22 protein-coding genes are annotated in these 22,054 nt (G+C 51.9%); 10 read left to right on the top strand and 12 right to left on the bottom strand.

The window, feature by feature from the left end; translation table 11 throughout:
- Positions 1–408: 408 nt before the first annotated feature.
- A complete protein-coding gene (fusA, locus tag H8L32_RS09330) occupies positions 409–2,514 on the top strand; it encodes an elongation factor G (protein WP_186946924.1) in 2,106 nt (701 codons plus the stop codon).
- A 370-nt stretch (positions 2,515–2,884) separates the two neighbouring features.
- A complete protein-coding gene (locus tag H8L32_RS09325) occupies positions 2,885–3,676 on the top strand; it encodes a substrate-binding periplasmic protein (protein ID WP_186946923.1) in 792 nt (263 codons plus the stop codon).
- Positions 3,677–3,706: 30 nt separating this feature from the next.
- Here the strand turns inward: H8L32_RS09325 and H8L32_RS09320 are convergent, their stop codons facing one another.
- A complete protein-coding gene (locus H8L32_RS09320; RefSeq protein WP_186946922.1) occupies positions 3,707–4,411 on the bottom strand; it encodes a hypothetical protein in 705 nt (234 codons plus the stop codon).
- Positions 4,412–4,748: 337 nt separating this feature from the next.
- Between H8L32_RS09320 and H8L32_RS09315 the strand changes: the two genes are divergently transcribed.
- Entirely contained in the window at positions 4,749–6,740 is a 1,992-nt protein-coding gene (locus tag H8L32_RS09315; RefSeq protein WP_186946921.1) for a COG3904 family protein, read from the top strand.
- Between the two features lie 15 nt (positions 6,741–6,755).
- Here the strand turns inward: H8L32_RS09315 and H8L32_RS09310 are convergent, their stop codons facing one another.
- The 3 genes from H8L32_RS09310 to H8L32_RS09300 all read right to left on the bottom strand — a co-directional run bounded on the left by H8L32_RS09310 (position 6,756) and on the right by H8L32_RS09300 (position 8,739).
- Positions 6,756–7,154, bottom strand: a complete 399-nt coding sequence (locus H8L32_RS09310; protein ID WP_186946920.1) for a VOC family protein — start codon at positions 7,152–7,154, stop codon at positions 6,756–6,758.
- Position 7,155: 1 nt separating this feature from the next.
- Positions 7,156–8,124 carry a magnesium/cobalt transporter CorA gene (gene corA, locus H8L32_RS09305; RefSeq protein WP_186946919.1) on the bottom strand — a complete coding sequence of 323 codons (969 nt, stop codon included), beginning with the start codon at positions 8,122–8,124 and terminating at the stop codon, positions 7,156–7,158.
- 216 nt (positions 8,125–8,340) lie between these two features.
- Entirely contained in the window at positions 8,341–8,739 is a 399-nt protein-coding gene (locus H8L32_RS09300) for a hypothetical protein (protein WP_186946918.1), read from the bottom strand.
- A gap of 163 nt (positions 8,740–8,902) precedes the next feature.
- Here H8L32_RS09300 and H8L32_RS09295 point away from each other — a divergent pair, with 163 nt between their 5' ends.
- Positions 8,903–9,307, top strand: a complete 405-nt coding sequence (locus H8L32_RS09295) for a VOC family protein (RefSeq protein ID WP_186946917.1) — start codon at positions 8,903–8,905, stop codon at positions 9,305–9,307.
- A 43-nt stretch (positions 9,308–9,350) separates the two neighbouring features.
- Entirely contained in the window at positions 9,351–9,839 is a 489-nt protein-coding gene (locus H8L32_RS09290; protein ID WP_186946916.1) for a GNAT family N-acetyltransferase, read from the top strand.
- 35 nt (positions 9,840–9,874) lie between these two features.
- Here H8L32_RS09290 and H8L32_RS09285 read toward each other — a convergent pair whose 3' ends face one another.
- The 8 genes from H8L32_RS09285 to mpl form a co-directional block, all read right to left on the bottom strand.
- A complete protein-coding gene (locus tag H8L32_RS09285; protein WP_186946915.1) occupies positions 9,875–10,342 on the bottom strand; it encodes a hypothetical protein in 468 nt (155 codons plus the stop codon).
- Complete coding sequence (gene mtgA, locus H8L32_RS09280; protein WP_186946914.1) at positions 10,339–11,034, bottom strand: monofunctional biosynthetic peptidoglycan transglycosylase; 696 nt, start codon at positions 11,032–11,034, stop codon at positions 10,339–10,341. The genes H8L32_RS09285 and mtgA overlap by 4 nt, the downstream gene beginning before the upstream one ends.
- A complete protein-coding gene (gene aroE, locus H8L32_RS09275; protein ID WP_186946913.1) occupies positions 11,034–11,885 on the bottom strand; it encodes a shikimate dehydrogenase in 852 nt (283 codons plus the stop codon). Before aroE ends, mtgA begins: the two co-directional genes overlap by 1 nt.
- Positions 11,882–12,724 (bottom strand): TonB C-terminal domain-containing protein, encoded by an 843-nt coding sequence (locus H8L32_RS09270; protein ID WP_186947260.1) that lies wholly within the window; start codon positions 12,722–12,724, stop codon positions 11,882–11,884. Before H8L32_RS09270 ends, aroE begins: the two co-directional genes overlap by 4 nt.
- 110 nt (positions 12,725–12,834) lie before the next feature.
- Positions 12,835–14,913, bottom strand: a complete 2,079-nt coding sequence (locus H8L32_RS09265; RefSeq protein ID WP_186946912.1) for a ribonuclease catalytic domain-containing protein — start codon at positions 14,911–14,913, stop codon at positions 12,835–12,837.
- 420 nt (positions 14,914–15,333) lie between these two features.
- Positions 15,334–15,933, bottom strand: a complete 600-nt coding sequence (locus tag H8L32_RS09260) for a chorismate--pyruvate lyase family protein (protein ID WP_230412134.1) — start codon at positions 15,931–15,933, stop codon at positions 15,334–15,336.
- A 1-nt stretch (position 15,934) separates the two neighbouring features.
- Positions 15,935–16,507, bottom strand: a complete 573-nt coding sequence (locus H8L32_RS09255; RefSeq protein ID WP_186946911.1) for a YqiA/YcfP family alpha/beta fold hydrolase — start codon at positions 16,505–16,507, stop codon at positions 15,935–15,937.
- Positions 16,504–17,910: a UDP-N-acetylmuramate:L-alanyl-gamma-D-glutamyl-meso-diaminopimelate ligase gene (gene mpl, locus H8L32_RS09250; protein WP_186946910.1), complete on the bottom strand. Its 1,407-nt coding sequence runs from the start codon at positions 17,908–17,910 to the stop codon at positions 16,504–16,506. Before mpl ends, H8L32_RS09255 begins: the two co-directional genes overlap by 4 nt.
- Positions 17,911–18,139: 229 nt before the next feature.
- Here mpl and H8L32_RS09245 point away from each other — a divergent pair, with 229 nt between their 5' ends.
- The 5 genes from H8L32_RS09245 to accC all read left to right on the top strand — a co-directional run bounded on the left by H8L32_RS09245 (position 18,140) and on the right by accC (position 21,968).
- On the top strand, positions 18,140–18,754 hold the full coding sequence (locus H8L32_RS09245; RefSeq protein WP_186946909.1) for a hypothetical protein: 615 nt from the start codon (positions 18,140–18,142) through the stop codon (positions 18,752–18,754).
- An 81-nt stretch (positions 18,755–18,835) separates the two neighbouring features.
- Positions 18,836–19,372 carry a TlpA family protein disulfide reductase gene (locus tag H8L32_RS09240; RefSeq protein ID WP_186946908.1) on the top strand — a complete coding sequence of 179 codons (537 nt, stop codon included), beginning with the start codon at positions 18,836–18,838 and terminating at the stop codon, positions 19,370–19,372.
- Between the two features lie 78 nt (positions 19,373–19,450).
- Positions 19,451–19,888 (top strand): type II 3-dehydroquinate dehydratase, encoded by a 438-nt coding sequence (gene aroQ / locus H8L32_RS09235; RefSeq protein ID WP_186946907.1) that lies wholly within the window; start codon positions 19,451–19,453, stop codon positions 19,886–19,888.
- Positions 19,889–20,034: 146 nt separating this feature from the next.
- Entirely contained in the window at positions 20,035–20,490 is a 456-nt protein-coding gene (gene accB / locus H8L32_RS09230) for an acetyl-CoA carboxylase biotin carboxyl carrier protein (RefSeq protein WP_186946906.1), read from the top strand.
- A 110-nt stretch (positions 20,491–20,600) separates the two neighbouring features.
- Positions 20,601–21,968 carry an acetyl-CoA carboxylase biotin carboxylase subunit gene (accC, locus tag H8L32_RS09225; RefSeq protein ID WP_186946905.1) on the top strand — a complete coding sequence of 456 codons (1,368 nt, stop codon included), beginning with the start codon at positions 20,601–20,603 and terminating at the stop codon, positions 21,966–21,968.
- Positions 21,969–22,054 lie beyond the last annotated feature (86 nt).

The following is a 22,054-nucleotide window of genomic DNA, read 5'->3' as shown; positions in this document are numbered from 1 at the left end:
ACCCATTTGACAAGCCGCAAAAACAGGATTATTCTGTAGAGATGAAAACACTGAGCATACTCTTTTTTACCTCTGCCCTCCCGGCATGTCGGATGACATCCCGGGGCCGCTGATGTGTGCCCGTTGAAACTCTGATCAAATTACAGCAGAGTAAAAAAACAAAGGCCCACATGGGCCTTTTTTGTTTTCTGGTACTTTGTTTTTGCCCTTGATATCCAAAACCTGAGCACCACTTTAGTAAGCACTTTGAATCACTGTTTTGCCAACCACTCTCTTTTGAGGAGCCATATAGCATGAAGTTAGCCGATGTAGAACGCGCGCGGGACCACTGAAACAAGGGTGGTCGCATGGCCCCGCGGCGCTGTCACCAAGACAACCCTCGACCGCTCGCTATGTAGAAAGACCATCATGACGAATACCACACCCCGTGCCGCATCCAACAAGGCAACTCACAAGGCGAATGCCCATTCTGCGCGTACTCATTCGCGCAATCATTGGCGCAACTTTGGCATCATCGCGCACATAGATGCTGGCAAGACCACGCTGTCTGAACGCATCCTGTTTAAAACCGGCGAAATCCATCGCACTGGCGAAGTCCATGAAGGCAATGCCACCATGGACACCATGGCACTGGAAAAAGAACGCGGCATCACCATTGGTGCAGCAGCAACCCGTTGCGTCTGGAACGGCCATGAATTCACACTGATCGACACGCCAGGCCACATCGACTTTGCGATTGAAGTTGAACGCTCGCTGCGCGTACTTGACGGCGCCATCACGGTGCTGTCCGGCGTCGCCGGTGTGCAGCCGCAAACAGAAACGGTCTGGCATCAGGCTGAGAAACATGGCGTGCCCATGATCATCTTCGTCAACAAGATGGATCAGACCGGTGCAGACTTTGCCCGTGTCACTGAACAGGTGCGCACGCATCTGGGTGCACGCCCTGTGCCGCTGGCGATACCGATAGGTGCTGCCGATGAATTCACAGGCGTCATTGATGTGTTGCAACAGCGTTTCCTGCAATGGGATGCCAAAGGCAGCATGACGGTTACGACTTTGCCGGCGGAACTGCAGGCGCAAGCCCAGGCTGCGTATGCCTATGCGGCTTCGGTGGCAGCAGAAGCGAATGATGTGCTGACGGATGCCTATCTGGCCAATGACACGCTAAGTCATGCAGATATTCTGCAAGGCTTGCGTACCCTGACGCTGGCCAGGAAAGCGGTGCCGATGCTGGCGGGTTCTGCGTATAAAAACGCCGGTATCGAACCGCTGCTGGACGCCGTGATTGACTGGCTGCCCGCACCGGATGACCGTGCAGCGCCTGTTGCAACGCTGAACGGTGACAGCCTTACTGTCAGCACGGGCGATGCCGATCCATTGGCGGCGCTGGTGTTCAAGGTCACGCATGACGAGCATGGTTCGCTGGCTTTTGTGCGCATTTATGGCGGTAGCCTGCATGAAGGTGAAACCATCTGGAATGCCAGCCTGGATGCATCTGTACGCATTGGTCGTCTGTATGTCGTGCATGCGGATGAACGTACGGGTACGTCTGAATCTGGTGCCGGCAGTATCATCGCCATCGCCAACCTGAAAGATGCGCTGACCGGGCAAACCCTGGCCAGCAAGGCACAACCATGGACACTGGAAACCATCCATGCGGGTGAGCCGGTAGTGGCCCTGGCGGTAGAGCCTGGCAATGGCACCGACCGCGCCAGGATGTTGGCCGTGCTGGACAAGTTCCGTCGTGAAGATCCGTCTTTGCGGCTGGAAAGCAATGCCGACACGGGTGAGACTATCTTGTGGGGCATGGGTGAATTGCATCTGGATGTGGTGCTGGAACGTGCCCGCCGCGAAGCTGCTGTGGATATACGTGTAGGCGCGCCGCATGTGGCTTACAAGGAAACCATGGGCCTGCCTATGGTCGAAGCGGAAGGCAAGATCAGCAAGCAAACCGGCGGTGTCGGTATGTATGCCCGTGTTGTCTTGCGACTTGAGTTGCTGGCAGCGGATGAAGGTGAATTTGCCTTCGCCAATGTCGTGAAAGGTGGCGCGATACCGGTGGCGTTTATTCCGGCGGTTGAAAAAGGTGTGCAGCAGGCCCTGCAACAAGGTCCGCTGGGGCAAAAAGTGACGGGTGTCAAAGTCACTTTGCTGGATGGTGATTTCCATGCTGTTGACAGTAACGAAATGGCTTTCATCATCGCTGCCAAGGAAGCAGTGCTGACCGGCTTGCGCAAGGCAAATCCAGTCTTGCTCGAACCCGTCATGAAAGTGACTGTGGATGCTCCCGCCGTTAACACCGGCGACATCATCGGTGACTTGCAAAGGCGCAGCGGCCGCGTTTTGGGCATTACGGAAAACACGGGCCGGGTTGAAGTGGTGGCCGACGTGCCACTGACCAAGCTGTTTGGTCACACGACTGACCTGCGTTCGCTGTCGCAAGGCAGAGCATTTGCCAGTGCCGTGTATGCACGTCATGCAGCCTGTGATGTGGAAGAAGCGGCGTTTGTATAGTGCGCAAAAATGCAGGTGATGGGTAAGCAAAATTCCAGCTTTACTTGTTTACTTGTTACCTGCCGGTAGTCTGAAAAGCCAGGGCTGATGCCCTGGCTTTTTTTCATTCAAAGTACTTCATAGCTATTTTTGCCACGCCTGCATGAGGCAATGGTGTCAAATGCTTCAGCTTGGCTAGCGTACTGGCGCACAACATATAATGGCGACAGAAGCTTGTGACTTGTTAAAACACAACAGATCATCATGTATGTGCCTGTACGTCAGCTACAATAGACCGGGCATATGCAAAAAACTCCCGACAGCTAGCAGATTCCATATCAAGACGGAAGCTGTTGGGCACATATAATCGCGGTCATTGATTATCCAATCCATGCATGCAGTGTTTTCCATCACGGCTATACGCAAACGGGCAACAGGCTTGCTGTATGCTTTTGCCTTGTGTCTGTGCGCCATACCGGCCAGGGCCGAGACCATTACCCTGATTGGTGAAGATAACTGGTACCCTTACTCCGCCGTCAAGGATGGGCAAAATCGTGGCTTTGCCGTGGACGTGATACAGGCTGCATATGCAGTATCGAATATCCAGGTCAAGTTTATCGCCACACCTTATTCCCGTTGCCTGATGCTGGTGCAAAGTGGAAAAGAGCTGGGCTGCTTTGATAGCCTGCAAGATGCCGCGCTGGCTCCCAATTTTGTATTTCACAAAGAAGCGATTTTCAAGGCCAGCATAGGCATTTATGCCAAAACAGATGGTCCGCCTGCCAATGCCAGCAAGCTGACTGGCCGTGATTTGCGGGGACATGCTGTCGGTGTCACGCACGGGTACACGTATGGCAGCGAATTTGAAGGCGACACCAGCATACAGCGCGAAATAGCCCCTTCCGACATATCCAACCTGCGCAAGCTGGTACTGGGCAGATCCAGTTATTCACTGGTCTATACGCGGGTGGTCGATTATCTGATTGCAACCTATCCGGATGAATTCAAGGGAAAAATCCAGCAAGTCGGCACGCTGATTGAAGACAAACTATTTGTCAGCTTTTCCAAACTCAGGCCAGAATCAGCCCGCTATGCCGACGCGCTGGACAAAGGCTTGCGCACCATCAGAAGTAACGGCACTTATGCCGGTATTGAAAAGAAATGGGCCAATCCGCTGCCCTGAACTGTTAACAGAACAGACCAAAACATCCATCTACAGGCTACCCAACCAAACCGTGAATGCAGTCCAGGCTGGAAACTGTTGTAACAGCAAAAAACTGACATGCTGGACCAGCAGTACACCAAGCGCCATCCAGTATGGTGTTTTTACCTTCTTCAAATTAATGTCGTTCGCAATCAATATCACTGCCAGTATCTCGGTAGAGAAATACGAAGCATGGAAAGCCGCAGGAAAAGAATCAATACCAGGAATAAAATTCATGAACAGGCGTGCTACCGCTGGCGGCAAAGCCAGCAGGGCTGTGCATGCCATCCAGCGTGAATGGACGGCGCGATTGGTGCGGAAATGAATGGCCAGACAATATGCCAGCGCGAATCCCATTAGCGTCGTCATATCTACAAAGGCGAGGCGACTGCCAAATGCCTTGGTAAACCCGCCATGGCTGGCCAGCATCGTATGCATGATCATGATGCCAGACACAATGAACAAGGGCACAATGACCAGGGACAACTTGCCTATGGTGCGGTGAATGTAAATCTTGCGTCTGCTGGCAAGCCAGCTTTGTACGACCAGCATCAACATCCAGCCCGTCGCCAGAATGCCATGAAAGTGATGCTTGGGATCAAGCTGGGTCAGTCTGGCGAAATAGGAGGGATAAAATCCTATCAGTACCACCAGGAACAACAGAAAGAAGTAGATCGGCGACCTGGATACATTTAATGGCTGTGCAGTTTGCATGGCGTGTCACTCAGGAACAGGTTGTGCATCGGGAACGGCAATACGCTATGTATTGACCATTTTTTTCAAAAACATTTCTATCGAGAAAAATTTCACCTATAAAACCTACTGCTACAAGCTTTGATACAAACACTAATGCAAGCACTAATACAGGCATTGCCACCACAACTTCAGGTGACAAAATACTTGCACATTAAACCACACATCAAGCTGCGTCAATCATGAATAAGGCACATCGCCTGCCTGGCTTGCTGGCGGACTGATCTTATGCGATGCTGCCGGACTTTATGCATGCATTCTTACTTTATTAAGGCTCAGTCTCTTCATGATTACGGCAATGCGCGTTGTCAACCTGTTGATCTTGATTATTCTTATTGGTGTCAGCTCGACATCCATGTTCAGGTTCGTACATAACACCCCGGGCTTTATTGGTGCACTGGTGGCGCTTTGCGTATGGGCTGCCGCTTATTTCCTGCCCTGGCAGGCACTGGGCCAACACACTACCCCACGCCAAATCAGCCGGGCAAAAAAATTCACTATCGCCGGCATCATCTTGCTCGGCCTGACTTGCATCTTCCTCGTCGTGGAAGGACGATTGTTTGCCAAGACCTTAGTGGGCTTGCTGATCTTTTCCGCACCCTTCGTACTCAATATCATTGCCTTGAACAGGCGCTTGCTTGAACTGGAAGTGGCAGCCATTGAGGATGCGCCGTCAGCAGAGTATGGGGTACAGGCCGCCACAGAAATGAGTCTGGCGAACCGTATCAATAAAGACTTTTCGACGGAATTTTCTAATGAGGCAGAGCAACGTCATTCTCAAAATTATTTCCTAAGGCATTGGCGTGGCGAATTGCCGTTGAGCGTGGCGTACTGGTTAAATGGTGTGCTGATAGGTAACCTGCTGATAGGCGCCCTCATTATCACCCTGACACGCTTGAGCGAACTGGCTGATAGCTCGCTGCGCATGATTTCCGTCATTGGGCTGGCAAGTTATGTGCTGACGGGGCTGGCCTGGAGCTGGGCCATGGTCGGCGTCTGGCGTTCTGCCTCCAAACACAATCGCAGAGGCGGCTCTGCAGGCGTGGCCTTGCTGGTACAGGCATCGATCGTTCTCAGTGTGATTTATCTTGGTCAAAAAGTCAGGGACATAGTCTGGCCGCAAATGCGTGAATATACGCTGATCGCCATGGGCAAAGACAGCATGTCAAAAATCGACATCAGCGCTTCCCCCAAGGGAGATTCGCTGTACTTGCGTGGCAGCTTTGGCGAAGGCAGTGCCAGCAAATTTGCAGCAGAGCTGGCCAAAGCCGGACAGATCAAATTCATCGTACTGAATTCGCAAGGTGGCAGGTTGCTGGAAGCAGATAAAATCGCCAGCATGGTCAGCGAGAGAAAACTGGATACCTATGTGGAAGGTGTCTGTGTCAGTGCCTGCACCTACGTGTTTCTGGCGGGAAGAGACCGTGCCGCTACCGTGAATGCAAAAATTGGCTTCCATCAGCCCAGTTTTCCTGGTCTGGAAGGAGCAGCCCTGATTGCGGCCACCAATAATATGCTGAATAAATACCGCAGCATCAATCTGCCTGAAAGCTTTGTCACAAAAATCGGTCAGACACCGGCCAGCAATATGTGGTACCCCAGCCGGGAGGAAATGATTGCCGCCCGCGTCATCACCCGCACCTCTTTGGGTGGAGAGGCGAATACCAGCCCGTTCTCCAGCATGAGTTCAAAAGCCGAAATTGCACTGACTTTAAAAAACAATACCATCTGGCAAGGCTATGAGGCCCACTATCCGGGGAAGATTGATGCTGTCAGCGATATCCTGTGGAAAATGAAACTGCAGGGCGCGAATGATGCTTCGATGCAGAACGCCGTGCGCAAATACATGACCACCGCTTTTGCAGAACTGCTGAAAACCGTGGACGACGAACACCTGGATCTGTTTGCTCAATTAATGAAAGATCAGATGCAGGCAGCCAGACAGGTCAGCCCCCAGGCTTGCGGCCAATTACTGAAATCTGAACTGGATGTGCGGCATACACTGCCACCAGCCATAGTGGACAAGGAAAAGCAGTTTCTGGAAAGCGCATTAAAATCAACGCCGCGCAGCAAGGTCATTAAAAAGCAATCCCGGGCGTTTCAGACCAGCCTGTTGCAAGTCACCACACGCTTATCCCCAGAGCAATTGAAGATAGTGGGCAACCCACCAGCATATGCAAACCAGCCAGCCCTGCAGTGTGATGCCATGATTGCCTTGTACCAAAACATATTGCAATTGCGCCCCGTAGAAAGGCATATTGTGCTGAGCGGGATACTGCAAGACAATTAATACTGCATAGGCAGCTTATGCTGCCGCATCCACAAAATTCAGCTCTATGCCATTGCCTTCGGGGTCACTGAAGAAGACCTGCTGCTGCGTGGCGAAACCCGCCTTGGCTTCGACTACTGCGTGGCGATAGGTAATGCCATCCTGCTGTAATTTAGCCAGCATGGCAGGCAAGTCTGTACAGGTAAAAGCAACATGATCAAAGCCGGTTTTCATTTCTGTCTGACGTACTTCACCAGGCCGGGGCTCTGACAAATGCAAGACATCGCGCCCACCCGCATACAGCCAATACCCAAAACTGCTCAGTGGACGCGGGCCCACTTCCAGACCGACATATTTCAGATAAAAATCCTTGAGCCTGTCCAGCGTGGCACGATCACCGCGCAGATTGTAATGATTGAGTGTTATTGCTGCCATTTTATTTTAACCATCCCCGACGACGGAAATACCAGAAAGGAGTAATCGCTGACGCCAGCATCAAGGCCAGCGCAAACGGATAACCGAGTTGCCAGTCCAGTTCAGGGAACCAGCCCTTGAAGTTCATGCCATAGATACTGGCGATCAGCGTCGGCGGCAAAAAGGCGACGCTGGCTACCGAGAATATCTTGATGATCTTGTTCTGGTTAATGTTAATAAAACCAACCGTCGCATCCATCAGAAAGTTGATCTTGTCGAACAGAAATGAGGTATGACCATCCAGTGATTCGATGTCGCGCAAAATCTGCCGTGCTTCTTCAAACTGATCTGCATTCAACAAGCGGCCACGCATCAGAAAGCTGACGGCACGACGGGTGTCCATCATGTTGCGGCGTATGCGACCATTCAGATCTTCTTCCTGTGCAATCGCATTCAGGGCCGCTGCGGCATCCTGATCGCTGAAGTTTTTTTGCAGTACGCTGCGGCTGACGTCTTCCAGGTTTTGATAAATGCCTTCCAGCGCATCAGCAGAATATTCGGCATCGGTGGCATACAGGTCCAGCAACACATCCTTGTAATCAGCAATCGACCCGGGGCGCGAACGCGCACGCATACGCACCAGACGGAACACCGGCAAATCAATGGTATGCACAGAAAACAAAATATCACGCGCCAGGATAAACGCTACCGTTATCGTGCGCGCCGGTTCGTCATCATCGTCAATCAGAAAATCGGTACGCAGATGCAGGTCGCCATTATCTGCTTCATAGTAACGAGCAGAGGCTTCAATATCCTTGACCTCATCTTCGCCTGGCAGGGTAACGCCATAGATACTCTTGACCCATTCACGCTCTTCTTCGTTCGGGTCGGTCAGATCAACCCAGATAGGCAGCGTATTTTCAAGATCAGTGCGGTTTTCCACATTGATCTGGCTTAGGCGGCCATTGTGCAAAACAAAGACATTAATCATAGGCGAATTCCGGAAAAGCAGGGTTCAGGTTTGGCTGGATTGTAAACCTGTTTTGCGCAGATGGGCGGAATGGGCTTGGGTTTTATTTTTTCTGAGTTGCATTCACATTGTATTCACATTACGTTCAAATTGCCATTTACCCAATATCAAAGTGCAATGCATGAACTACGCAGCACCCGCCAATTGGATATCATCAGCCCGACATGGATTGTGCTCTCATATATCCAGCGCCAGATGCCACTTGGCGCCGACTTTTTTCGCCTGTTCCAAAACATTTTTATACTCTTCAAGATCTTCCAGCACCTCATCTGATGCCTGCAGTCCGTGCTGCATGTTCTGTATTGCATGGATCACGGCTTCAATATAGGCGATGCCGGCATCTGCCGTATGCCAGACATGTTCCAGCTCACCATCTTCTGGCCAGTCTATGTCTTCACCCAGCATGTCTTCTATATCTTCGGCAGATTGGCCAACGAAAGATTCCAGCATGGGCAAATCCGCCTGTTCGCATAACTGATCAAGCTCTTCAATGGCATGCGCAATGGCCTTGCCGTTGACGAAGGTATCAAAACCTGGTTCATCATTGTCAAGCACGATGTAATAGGCGACGCTCATGGTTGTATCTCCCGATTGTGGATATGAATTACAGCAAGAAATGACTGCGTCTATTTTATCAGTACAGAAACCAGCACGCGAAAATGCTATTTTTAGCATCATCTGCAACATTCTCTGAAGCGCGCTAATATCATCAAGCAAAAAACAAGCTCAGGAACATCACATGATAAAGATACGTGAAATTGATCACCTGGTATTGCGGGTCGTGGATTTGAGTGCCATGCTGCATTTCTATTGTGTGGTGCTTGGATGTCCGGTTGAGCGCAGGCAGGATGAAATTGGTCTGGTGCAATTGCGCGTAGGCAGGTCAATGATAGACCTGATACCGGTAGACGGAAAATTGGGCCGCATGGGTGGTGCAGCGCCAGGCAAGGAAGCGCGCAATCTTGATCATCTGTGCCTGCGGGTTGAACCCTTCGATGCCGCTGACATACGGGCGCATCTGCAAAGCCACGGTATTGAAGCTGGCGAAGTACAACAAAGGTATGGTGCAGAAGGTGAAGGTCCATCCATCTATATCAGCGATCCGGAAGGGAATGTGGTTGAGCTGAAAGGACCCGCGCGGTAGCAGCGCCCAAGCTTACTCCATTGATGAACATAAACCGTGCCCCATGAGCTATCAACTTGTCAGCGTGCCCCTGGAACAGCTGCGTGATCTGGAACGATCCGTCGTACCTGCTACACTGAACTACCACCTCGCCATGGATGCACTGCCACCCGCTTTTGTGGCGGCCCGCGCACTGGCACAGATTGATGCGGGTGCGCCCGCTTACTGGTGCAGCACTTTTTATATCGTGTCGCGTCAGGATGCGCTGATCGTCGGCAGTTGTGGATTCAAATCACCACCGCAGGACGGCTGTGTAGAAATTGGTTATGGTATATCGCCGGAATGCAGAAGGCTGGGAGCAGCCAGCGCTGCCGTTCGTAGCCTGTTGCAATTGGCTTTTGCCAGAGGAGCAACTAGCGTTCTGGCGACGGTCAGCCCTGACAATGTTGCCTCGACCAAAGTGGTACAAAAATTGGGATTTGAAAATAAAGGCAATGCGATAAATGATCAGCAAGAATTACTGACACACTGGCTAGCGAGAAAACCTGCCTGAAACTGATCTGAAGCACCGCGTACAAAATACGGGGCTTATTTTTTGCCGTTCCCCAAGGCCTGTTCCATAATTTTTTTCTTGAGTTGCTCCTCATCTGCTTCAGATGCAGTAGCCTGCGATGCCGGGGTTTTAGGTGCTTCTATACCCCTGGCATCATGCAGCTTGACCTGCCGCGTCGTGGGATTAGTATCGGTGCAGAGTGTGTCTGAGTAGACGGTCTTGCCATTGATGGTACAGCGACGCACTCCTTCGTCCACGGTCGCGGCCGGGCGCATGCCGGGTGTGCCGTTACTACTACTACTGCCGGGCAATTGCACGCCACTGGCATTTTTCAATTCATTCGAGATAACATTGGCAGATTTGCCCCAGCGCGCCCACATCTCGGGCATGGGCAAGTGACCGTTGCGCATGTAGTACAGCAAACCCATGGACAGCAGGGCCACCAGCATGGAAACGATGGCGACCGCGATCAGGCTGATACCATTTTGGTGATGCAGGCTCATGGCAACTCCGCACTATTCATCCGTTGCAAAATCACTTCGCTGCGTCTTTGCAGATACCCGGAACCCGGGTTCTTGTCAAAATACCGTGGCTTGGGCAACATGACTGCCAGTCTGGCCGCCTGGGATGGACCCAGATTGGCTGCGCTGGTATGAAAATAATGTTGCGCTGCAGCTTCGGCACCAAACACGCCTACACCCCATTCTACGACATTCAGGTAGATTTCCAGGATACGTTGCTTGTCCATGCACATTTCCAGCATATAGGTGATGATCAGTTCTTCACCTTTGCGGAAATAGCTGCGGTCTGCCGACAGAAACAGGTTTTTTGCCAGTTGCTGGGTAATGGTGGAGCCACCAGAAACAACCTTGCCCTTCTTTTGATTTTTTTCGTAAGCCTTTTGCATGGCTTCCCAATCGACACCTTCATGATCGACAAAGCTGTCATCTTCGGAAGCAATGACGGCATGTTTCAGATTATTGGAAATGCGGTTATAGGGTACCCATTTATGCTGGAGCTTGAAGTCTGGCTTTTTTTCCTGCAAGACATCAAGCTGATGGCGCATGAAACTGGTGGAACTGGGATTATGATCAACCCACCACCATATCTGTACCAAAAAATATGCCTGCACCAGCGTGAACAACACCAGGGGCATCAATACCAGCCAGAACAGAAGTCGACCCAGGAGTTTCATCAGCTATTCACCTGCATGGCTAAACGCATTTCTGCCAGTACCAGATCACTGGGTGGACGCAAGCCACGCCACAACGCAAAGGCTTCTGCTGCCTGTTCTACCAGCATGCCCAGGCCGTCGCGGCATTGCGCGCCATGGCTGGCGGCAAACCGTAAAAAAGCCGTAGGGGCAGCGGCATACATCATGTCGTAAGCCAGGGTTGTGGCCGTGAACAAAGCGGGCGACAGCGGCGGCACATCATCATTCAGGCTGGCCGAGGTGGCATTGATGATGACATCCACAGCCTGATCACACTCTTCAAAACGGCGGGCTTTCAGTACGCAATTGCCGGCCAGGCTTTGTACCTGCACCAGCAGATCCTGCGCCTTGGCCAGCGTGCGATTGGCGATCAACAATCTGGCCGGCTGCTCCTGCAACAGGGGCAGCAAGGCACCACGCGCGGCACCACCGGCGCCTAACAAAAGTATACGTTTGCCACGCAGGCTGACACCGGCATTGCGTACGATATCTGCCACCAGACCTATGCCATCGGTGTTGTCGCCATAAATACGGCCTGATTCAAATTTCAGGGTATTGACGGCACCGGCAACCCGGGCGCGTGGACTTAGCTCATCCGCCAGGGCAAAGGCTTCCAGCTTGAATGGCAATGTGACGTTCGCGCCCTTGCCGCCAGCATTGATAAAATCATGCACGCTGGCAGCGAAGCCATCGAGTGGTGCCAGCAGGCGCTGGTAATCAATATGCTGTACCGTCAGTTCGGCAAAGCGGGCATGAATTGCAGGTGATTTGCTATGCGCTATCGGGTTACCGATGACTACATAGGCGTCCCGTCTGGTATCCGTAGTCTTCAACTTTTATCTCCGCGCAGTTCAGTTTCAAGCTGTAGTTCACGGGTAAACTTGAAGCGCGTAATCACTACCCACAAGTCATCCTTGTCGGTAGAACGCATGTTTTGCGGGAAACGTCCAAACGGTGCAGACCGCCTGATAATGCGCAGGGCTGCGGTATCCAGGGCTTTGTCACCAGAGGATTTTTCTATGCGTGGCCCACCTTCTTTTTCATAGATGGTGCCATCCTGGAAAATCGGGATGTAGACGATCAATTCGCCATACAGTTTCTTGCCGTCTTTTTGCGGAAAGTTCAGTGTGCCGGTATCTTCGATACGTTTTTGCATCGCCTTGTAATACACCGCATACCCGGCTTTTTGCGTGCTCGGTGTAATAAAGGTTTTACGCGGGCGCTTGTTCTGGTCTTCTATGGTTTGAGAAATTTCCGCTGCCATGCGTGCCAATGCCTGCGAGGTATCGACCTGGTCAGATCCGGTCGCAGGTTTGCGGCTATCATCCAGCGGCTTTTTTTCTTGCTGCGGCAGGCGGAATAATTCCTTGCGCTTGGCCTGGTCTATCAATTGCTGTTGCTGCTGCTCCAGTTCGGCAATACGGCGTTTGGTGGTTTGAGCACTGTCACCATCTTCGGTCTTGCGCATATCAGGCAAAGGTGATTTGCTGCGGCCACTGTCGTGAGCGCCACCACCATCCAGATCAGCCTGTGCCAGTGCTTCGGCCTTCAAGGGTGCCTTGTCGTGCTTGGCATTGACGAGGATGACTTCCAGCCCCGGATCTGCGGGCCGGCTTTCTTCCGGCCTTGGGGCGACAAAATGCAATAGCAGCAAGGTCGCATGGATCACCATTGAAATGATGACGGCAACGATCAGTATCAACTTGTCGAAAGTTGTCTTTTCAGGCAATTTGTCTTTAAGGTCTGTTGACGGCATCGGAGATTGACCGGTCTGGCTATTCATTAATCTGCTTGTGGTTGTTCGGCAGTGTGTTCATCGATTTTATCTGTTGCTGCACTGGTATCTGGCGCATCGGTGGCAATGCCATCCTGTTCCGTGGCAGGCATTTCTTCTGTCACTTCGCCTGTATCTTCGTCCTGTTCTTCATCTTCATCCAGCTCGGTGACGGTGGATAACAATTCCAGCAGGCGGGCTTCTACATTGAGATCGACTTCATCCCAGCGCAGAATATCCAGTCTGACCTGGGCACCGCGTGCAGTCTGCGGCATACCCGGCAAACGAATGATGAGGGGAATATCGACCAGACGCAAGACTTCATCCTTCAATACCACAGCTTCCACCTGACGGGCTTCTTCCTGCCCCAGCCAGCGCAGGCACCAGTAACGTTCCATATTGTTCTGGAAATCGGCATAGGCCGCATAGGCTGCATCAAAACCTGACACGATGGCGAACAGGTCGGCATCCTTGGGTTTGAAAGGTGCCACCAGCGGCGCTGTCACCCCATGCTGTACACAGGCGATGATTTGCCATTGATTGACCAGATCGGTATAACGACGCAGCGGTGAGGTACTCCAGGCATATTGATCCACGCCCAGGCCCTGATGCGGTGCTGCATGGGTCAGCATGCGTACCTGCATGCGTGCGGCCCAGCCACCGGGGCCACGGCCACCGGCCACACCCTGGGCCCGGTAAATACCGGGAATGCCATGGTCAGCCATGAGCTTGCCCCAGGTGCTGTTGGCAAAGATCATCAGTTCGGCCACGATCTTGTCCAGCGGTGCGCCACGCTTGCGACGCACGATGGAAACGACATCATTTTCAACGTAAAAATTGAAATCGACGCGGTTATTCTGTTCCGGCTTCATGCCAAAGCTTTCGCGCTTGACCATGCGGCCCTGCTCCAGCACTTGCGCCCATTTCCACAGTTGGGCAATGTCGGCCTTGTGCGGATACTCGCCAGCATCGTTCGCCAGGTTATCTTCTGTCACCAGCGCATCAAGGTCATTGTGGCGCAAATTGCTGGCCATGGGGATGGCTTCTACTTTGGTTTCAGTGCTGATGACGGACCAGTCTTCGGTATTCAGGGTTGCATACAGCGACAGGGCCGGGCGGGTCTGGCCTGCACCCAGGGTGTAAGTTTCTACCAGTTCATCTGGCAGCATGGTGATCTTGTCGCCCGGCATGTAGACGGTGGACATGCGGCCCCGTGCAATCTGGTCGAGTGCATCGCCACGCTGTATACCCAAAGCCGGGGCAGCGATATGTATGCCCACACGCAACTGGCCGTTGCCGATATCAACGACAGAAAAAGCATCATCAATTTCGGTCGTGGTGACATCATCGATAGAAAATGCCTGTACGTCGGCAACCGGCAAATCGGTCGGCAGGGATGGCACCGTAATGGCGGGGAAAGCCACGCCCTTGGGAAAATGCTCGTAATGGAACTTGGCCAGATGCAAATGCTTGGGGCTGGCAATACCACCAGTTGCCAGCATCAGACGTTGCGGCGACATTTGCATGACATCGCAGGCCTCTGCCAGGGCTTTGTATTCGATGCTGTTTTTATCCGGCTTGAACAAAAGCTGCAAGGCCAGCGGCTTCATGACGTCGGGCAAGTGGTTTTGCCTGAGCTCGTCAACATAGCCGGCCTGTATCAGGGCTTGCTGCTTTTTCTTTTCTATACCGGCCAGTGCTGCTTTCAGTGCGGCTTCTGGCGCTGCCTTATAACGGCCACGGCCTTTTTTGTAGAAATAAATGGGGGCATTGTGCAGCGCCAGAATCAAGCCTGCTGCTTCCACCGGTTGCGGTGCATGGCCAAAATATTCGGCACCTAGTTCGGCAAAGCCAAATTCTTCCTGACCGGCGACTTCCCATAAAAATTCCAGGTCTATCTCAGTCGCAGCGGCCTTGGCCTGCTCAATCAGACTGACAGGATCAGGGGAGGCGAATTGCAACAACACGTCCTTGGCCTTGACCTTGGTGCGCTTGCCACTGGCCATCTCGACCTGATACGCCTCACCAGACTGCGTCATGAGACTGCCTGCCTTGAAATCACCGGATTCTTCGAAAAATAAATTCATTCAATACTTCTTTAATTAAGACCAAAAAGCTCAACACAGAGGCGCGGAGGTACAGAGAAAAGCAAGAGAAAAGCAAGAGAATATCTTTGTACTTTTTTTACCCTGCTATTGTCATTCCTTCTTGGTTGAGACGTTTGTTGTTTCTATTCTTACTTTGCTTTATCAGCAAAGCGGAAATCATTCAAATACTTATCAATTACCCTCCCCGTGAAGGAAAAGGCTAGGGTGATAATGGGGTTCGGTTGACTAGCTACTTATTTCGTTTGCTGAAGAACCCCATCCCCATCCCAACCTTCCCCTTGAAGGGGAAGGAGTTTTATATATTGCGGCTTGCGTTTTGGCCAAACCAGTTTGTAACGAAGACTGCCTGCAAGCAGCCTTTCCTTTCTCTGTGTTGAGAGGTCTTAAGGTTTTCAATCCTCAACGCTTTTCAACAAGCTGCAAACTCTCAACCCCAGGCAAAAACACTTCCGTTACCTGCAGACAACCGCCCTTGCGCCAGAACAGGGAACGACGTGCCAGCATACTTTGCACACCTGCCAGCTCTGGCAATCTGGCTACAATACGGCGTATCAGCGGGTGACTCTGGCGTAACCTGGCGTAACTCAAATCGCCCCTGACCACCAGTGGATCATTGAACAGGGTGCTGCCCAAAGATTTTTCACCCAGGGCATGAAACAGGGGCCATTCATTGGCCGTCGCAGTCAGTGGCACAACGGTATGTCCATATACCATGGCGACACCGTCACAGCGCAAAAATACTTCCCGTTCATGCGCTTTCATATTGCGTGGCAAGCCTATGGCAGCATATTCATCCTGCAAACACATGGCCTTGTGCTGCGACAAACGCTGCACACGAAACTGTGTGCATCTGGCCACCAGCCTGGCCGTCAAAGAATCGCGATTACTCAACCAGTCTTCCATGCGGGTGCTAGTTTGTACGGCATTCACATGTTCAACCCACCTGGCCGCCCGTGGACGCTGCATCTTTTTCTTTGCTGGCAAAATCGCTGCTTCCAAATCAATGTACCTGATCACAAAACGCCATGACCATATCGAGATACTCAGCAAATTCGGCAATGCCGTGATCGCTGCCATCAATCACATATTGTTTTGCATCCGGATAATGAGCGACCATTTCATGCCAGTCCAGCACTTCATCACCCGTCGCCGCGATCAGAAAATAGCGTTCCGGCTTGCTGATCTGCTCAACAGCCAGGGAACGCAACTCTGCCACGTAGTCAGCCTTGAATTCAAAAATGCGGTCGCTGTGATAATAGGTCGTCACGCCGACATAGCTTTCCAGGTCGCGTGGCGGCTTGACAGCCGGGTTGAGCAATACTGCCTTGCAGCCATATTTTTCTGCCAGCCAGGTCGCATAGTAACCACCGAGTGAAGAACCGATGATGTTCACCTGTCTTGGGTCCTGCCCTGCCAGCAGCGCTTCGGCTTGCTGTATCGCCAGCAAGGGCGAGGGTGAGAGTTCGGGGCAGACAATCTCGTCAGCACGGCCCAATGCCTGCATGTGTTCACGCATAACCCGCGCCTTGTAAGAATCAGGCGATGAGCGGAAACCGTGCAGATACAGGATCATGCTGCCCTGGCCTCGTTAGCGCTCTGCTGCGCGCGATTTTCCAGTGCATCCAGCAATTTTTGATGGACGCCACCAAAGCCGCCATTGCTCATGATCAGCACATGGTCACCTGGCCGTGCTTGCGCGACGATGTCATCCACCAGATCGACAATCTTGCTATGGCAATTAACTTTATCGCCCAGTGGAGCCAGGGCTTCTGCCAGGTCCCAGCCCAGGGCATCTTTGCCCTCTGCCGCACCAAAACCAAAGACCAGATCAGCCTGTTCCAGGCTACCAGGTAAAGCCTGCTTCATGGTGCCCAGCTTCATGGTGTTGGAACGCGGCTCCAGCACTGCAAGAATACGTGCAGCCCCAACCTTATGCCGCAAGCCGGCAACAGTCGTGCCAACTGCAGTGGGGTGATGAGCAAAGTCGTCGATAACAGTGACGCCATCGGCAATGCCGCGCACTTCCATACGGCGCTTGACGCTGATGAACTGGCCCAGGGCCTCAATGGCGATGTCTGGCGTGACGCCGACATGACGTGCAGCGGCAATGGCAGCCAGCGCGTTCTGGCGATTATGTTCGCCATTCAGATTCCAGTGAACTGTGCCCTGTACTTCGTCATTGAAGACGACATCAAAATCTTCACCAGCCTGCATGACCAGGCGCCAGGCCTGATTGCCGGCACCAAAGAATTCCTTTTCACTCCAGCAACCGCGCTTCAACACCCGTTCCAGCGAGGCATTGTCGCCGTTGACGATGAGACGGCCAACGCCAGGTACAGTACGCACCAGGTGATGAAACTGGGTTTCTATCGCCGCCACATCGGGAAAGATGTCGGCATGATCATATTCAAGATTATTCAGTACTGCCGTCTTGGCATGGTAATGCACGAATTTGCTGCGTTTGTCGAAAAACGCCGTATCGTATTCATCGGCTTCAATCACAAAGAAATCAGACGCATGGTTACCCCACAAGCGGGCAGAAATACCAAAATTCAGCGGTACGCCACCGATCAGGAAGCCCGGTGCATAACCGGCATATTCAAGTATCCAGGCCAGCATGGCCGAGGTGGTCGTCTTGCCATGGGTACCGGCAACGGCGAGTACCCACTTGTCATGCAATATATGGTCGCCCATCCATTGCGGGCCAGATACATAGGGCAAGCCACGATTGAGAATTTCTTCCATCAAAGGGTTGCCACGCGATACCACATTGCCTATGACATATAAATCCGGTTCCAATGCAATTTGCTCTGCGCCAAAGCCCTGCGTCAGGGTGATGCCCTGCGCTTCAAGCTGGGTGCTCATCGGTGGGTAGACATTGGCATCACAGCCCGTCACCGTATGACCGGCCTCTTTCGCCAATACCGCCAGACCACCCATGAAAGTGCCGCAGATACCTAATATATGAATATGCATAATTGAACCAAATTCCAGAATCCCGCAATTCTACCTGAGACAGTGCCTAGGTAAGCAGTGTTCTTAAAACCACTCACCACAGAGTCACAGAGACACAGAGAAAAGCAAGAGAAAATCTAAAAAGAAGAATTATTTTTATTGCCTTACTAATAATTAGTTTATCAGCTCCACTTCTGTGTCTCCATGACTCTGTGTTGAGGGGTCTTTGGTATTCAGTTATGATGACCGCATGATGATCCATACACCAAACGAAGCCGAAAACCTGCGGGCTGAGATTGCGGCACTGGCGGCGCGCATGATCGCCGAAGATGGTGCCGACTATGCCTCAGCCAAGCGCAAGGCCGCCAAACAGTTGCTGGGCAACCAGAAAGTCAAGGGAGATGTGCTGCCCGATAATGCACAGATCGAACAGGAAGTACGCGAATACAATGAACTGTTCTTTGGCGATACCCAGCCCCAGCGCCTATTGCAATTACGCCAACTCGCCCTGGAATTGATGGATGAACTGGAACGCTTCCACCCCTATCTGGTCGGCGCAGTGCTGAACGGCACGGCAGGTAACCATTCCGACATTCATTTGCATTTATTTGCTGACAATACCAAAGACGTAGCGATTTATTTGCTGAACAAGGATATACAGTTTGAAGTATCTGAAAGTTTCAATAATCGCAATGACCGCATAGAAACCCTGAGTTTCATGCATAAGAACGAAGGCGTACACCTGGTTCTGCAAGATCAGGATGCGATCCGCAGTGGCCATGGTAAAAGCACTGAAAGAGCCAGTGCAGTTGCCTTACGGGCTTTACTGGCCTTACCTGCCGAAGATGATGCAGAAAAGGTTTAACACCCTTATGGCCTCTCAGCACAAATCAACAAGCTGCGCTACCATCATCATCTGAATGCGGCTCTGTGAAAGAATCTTTGTATGAACAAGAAGTTTATTAGTCTGGCCATTGTGCTCGGCATGTTGTCGACCGGGCTGGGTATTTATGCCGGCAACGTCCAGACCACACCTAAACCACCTGAAAACAAAGCGGTAGCGCAGTTAATGGCGCAGCAATTCAAGGATAGTGATGGCAAACCCCAGGCCATGACGCAATGGCAGGGCCACTATTTGCTGGTTAACTTTTGGGCGACCTGGTGCGCGCCCTGTGTACAGGAAATGCCGGAACTGTCCGCCTTGCAGCAGGAGCTGAAAGGGAAAAAAGTGCAGATACTGGGCCTGGGTATAGACAGCCCCAGCAATATTGCCGAATTTGCAAAAAAATATAAAATAAGCTACCCGCTGTTTGCCGCCGGTATGGAAGGCAGCGAATTGTCACGCCAGCTAGGAAACCAGGCAGGTGGGCTACCGTTTACCATTCTGATTGCACCGGATGGTAAAGTTGTCAAAAATTACCTTGGCCGCCTGAAAATGGAGGAATTGCGTGCTGACATCGCCAAATTTTCTTCTGAAAAATAAAAGTTGCGACGGTTTTCCTTGCCAATCTAACGCTATTAGCGGCAAAATGCGGCCATCTTCGTCAAATTGAATGTGACTATGGCAAGCAAACTCCTGCTGCTGAATGGACCCAATCTGAACCTGTTAGGTAGTCGTGAGCCAGCCACTTACGGTGCCACTACTCTGGCAGAGATCGAGACTGCAGCCCAGGCGCAAGCCCGTGCCGCAGGTGCTGAACTGGCTTTTTTCCAGAGCAATCATGAAGGCGCATTAATTGATCGCATTCATGCCGCCCAAAAAGAGCAAGTCGATGCTATTATCATCAACCCGGGCGGCCTGACGCATACCAGCGTTGCCCTGAGAGATGCGCTGGCTGCTGTTGCCATACCATTTATCGAAGTGCACATCTCCAATGTGCACCAGAGAGAAGCCTTCAGACATCACTCTTTCCTGTCGGCAATTGCAAAAGGGGTCATTTGCGGCCTCGGCACCGATGGCTACCGCCTGGCGATTGACTTTTCCCTTAAAAATATTTAAATTCTCGCATCTTCGCGCAATTTGCGGATAATGCCAGCCTATTTCGTATATAATCCAAGCTTCGGCGGCATCACCAGAGCTGTTTTCCTGCTCAGATTTGCGCGCCTCAATTAATTCAGAACCACTTTTTTTCAAGGGGATTCCACATGGATTTAAGAAAACTCAAGACCCTGATCGACCTCGTAGCAGAATCAGATATCGCTGAACTGGAAGTGACTGAAGGTGAAGGCAAAGTCCGCATCGTCAAATCATCTGCGATGCCACAAAATCAAGTCGTCATGATGCAGCAACCCCAGCACCAGCAAATGATGCCGGCAGCGGCACCAGTTGCTGCAGCACCAGTCACGGCAGCCCCCGTAGTACCGGATGGCCATATCGTCAAGTCCCCCATGGTTGGTACGTTCTACCGTTCTTCCGCCCCTGGCGCAGCTCCATTTGCCGATATCGGCAAGAGCGTCAATGTTGGCGACACCCTCTGCATTATCGAAGCGATGAAACTGCTGAACGAAATCGAAAGCGATTTCTCAGGCACGGTCAAACAGATTCTGGTTGAAAATGGTCAGCCTGTTGAGTACGGCCAGCCCCTGTTCGTGATTGGCTAATCCAGGCGCGCATTAGGGAAATGTCGGTGCCTGCGGCGACAAGCCAGCGAGCACTGCAACAGGATTTTCCGCTAATGCAATTGCAACCATTGCCACAGCAAAGTTAAATCATGTTTGAAAAAATTCTTATCGCCAATCGTGGTGAAATCGCGCTACGTATACAGCGCGCCTGCCGCGAGATGGGTATCAAAACCGTGGTCGTGCATTCTGAAGCCGACCGCGAAGCAAAATATGTGAAGCTGGCCGACGAATCTGTTTGCATAGGCCCCGCTCCTTCCAATCTGAGTTACCTGAGCATGCCGGCCATCATCAGTGCCGCTGAAGTCACCGATGCACAGGCGATTCACCCAGGCTATGGCTTTTTGTCTGAAAACGCCGATTTCGCCGAACGCGTAGAGCAATCCGGCTTTGTCTTCATTGGCCCGCGTGCAGAATCCATCCGCCTGATGGGTGACAAGGTTTCGGCCAAACATGCCATGATCAAGGCTGGCGTGCCATGCGTACCCGGTTCTGAAGGTGCATTGCCGGACGACCCGAAAGCCATCGTGCAAATCGCCCGCAAGGTCGGTTACCCGGTCATCATCAAGGCCGCCGGTGGTGGCGGTGGTCGCGGCATGCGCGTCGTGCATACCGAAGCTGCCTTGCTGAACGCGGTCACCATGACCAAGACAGAAGCGGGTGCCGCCTTTGGTAATCCAGAAGTGTATATGGAAAAGTTTCTGGAAAATCCGCGTCACGTGGAAATCCAGATTCTGGCCGACCAGCACGGCAGTGCCATCTGGCTGGGTGAGCGCGATTGCTCCATGCAGCGCCGCCACCAGAAAGTGATAGAAGAAGCACCAGCACCCGGTATTCCGCGCAAGATCATCGAAAAAATCGGTGACCGTTGCGCTGCGGCCTGCCGCAAGATTAATTATCGTGGTGCCGGTACGTTTGAATTCTTGTACGAAAATGGCGAATTCTATTTCATCGAAATGAATACCCGCGTACAGGTTGAACATCCGGTAACAGAGATGATCACTGGTGTCGATATTGTGCAGGAACAGATACGTATCGCTTTCAATGAAAAGCTGCGCTTCAAGCAAACTGATATCGTGCTCAAGGGCCATGCGATTGAATGCCGTATCAATGCAGAAGATCCGTTCAAGTTCACCCCTTCGCCAGGTCGTATCACGTCCTGGCATACTCCGGGTGGACCTGGCATCCGTGTCGATTCACATGCTTACGCCGGTTATTTCGTACCGCCAAACTATGACTCCATGATAGGCAAAGTCATCGCCTATGGTGAAACGCGTGAACAGGCCATTCGCCGCATGCAGATCGCCCTGTCAGAAATGGTCGTCGAAGGCATACAGACCAATATCCCGCTGCACCGTGAGTTGATGATCGATGCCCGTTTCATTGAAGGTGGTACGAATATTCATTACCTGGAACACAAATTGGCGGATATGCCAGAGTTGTCGAAAAAAGTAAAATAATCGAATTAAAAACCTCTCAACACAGAAACACAGAGGGGCACTGAGAAAAACTTTAGAGTTATCTCAAAATACGTAGTTTGGGCTTG

Origin of the sequence: Undibacterium hunanense, from assembly GCF_014284335.1 — a bacterium.
Lineage (GTDB): Bacteria > Pseudomonadota > Gammaproteobacteria > Burkholderiales > Burkholderiaceae_D > Undibacterium > Undibacterium hunanense.
This window is presented reverse-complemented; position numbering and strand designations above follow the sequence as displayed.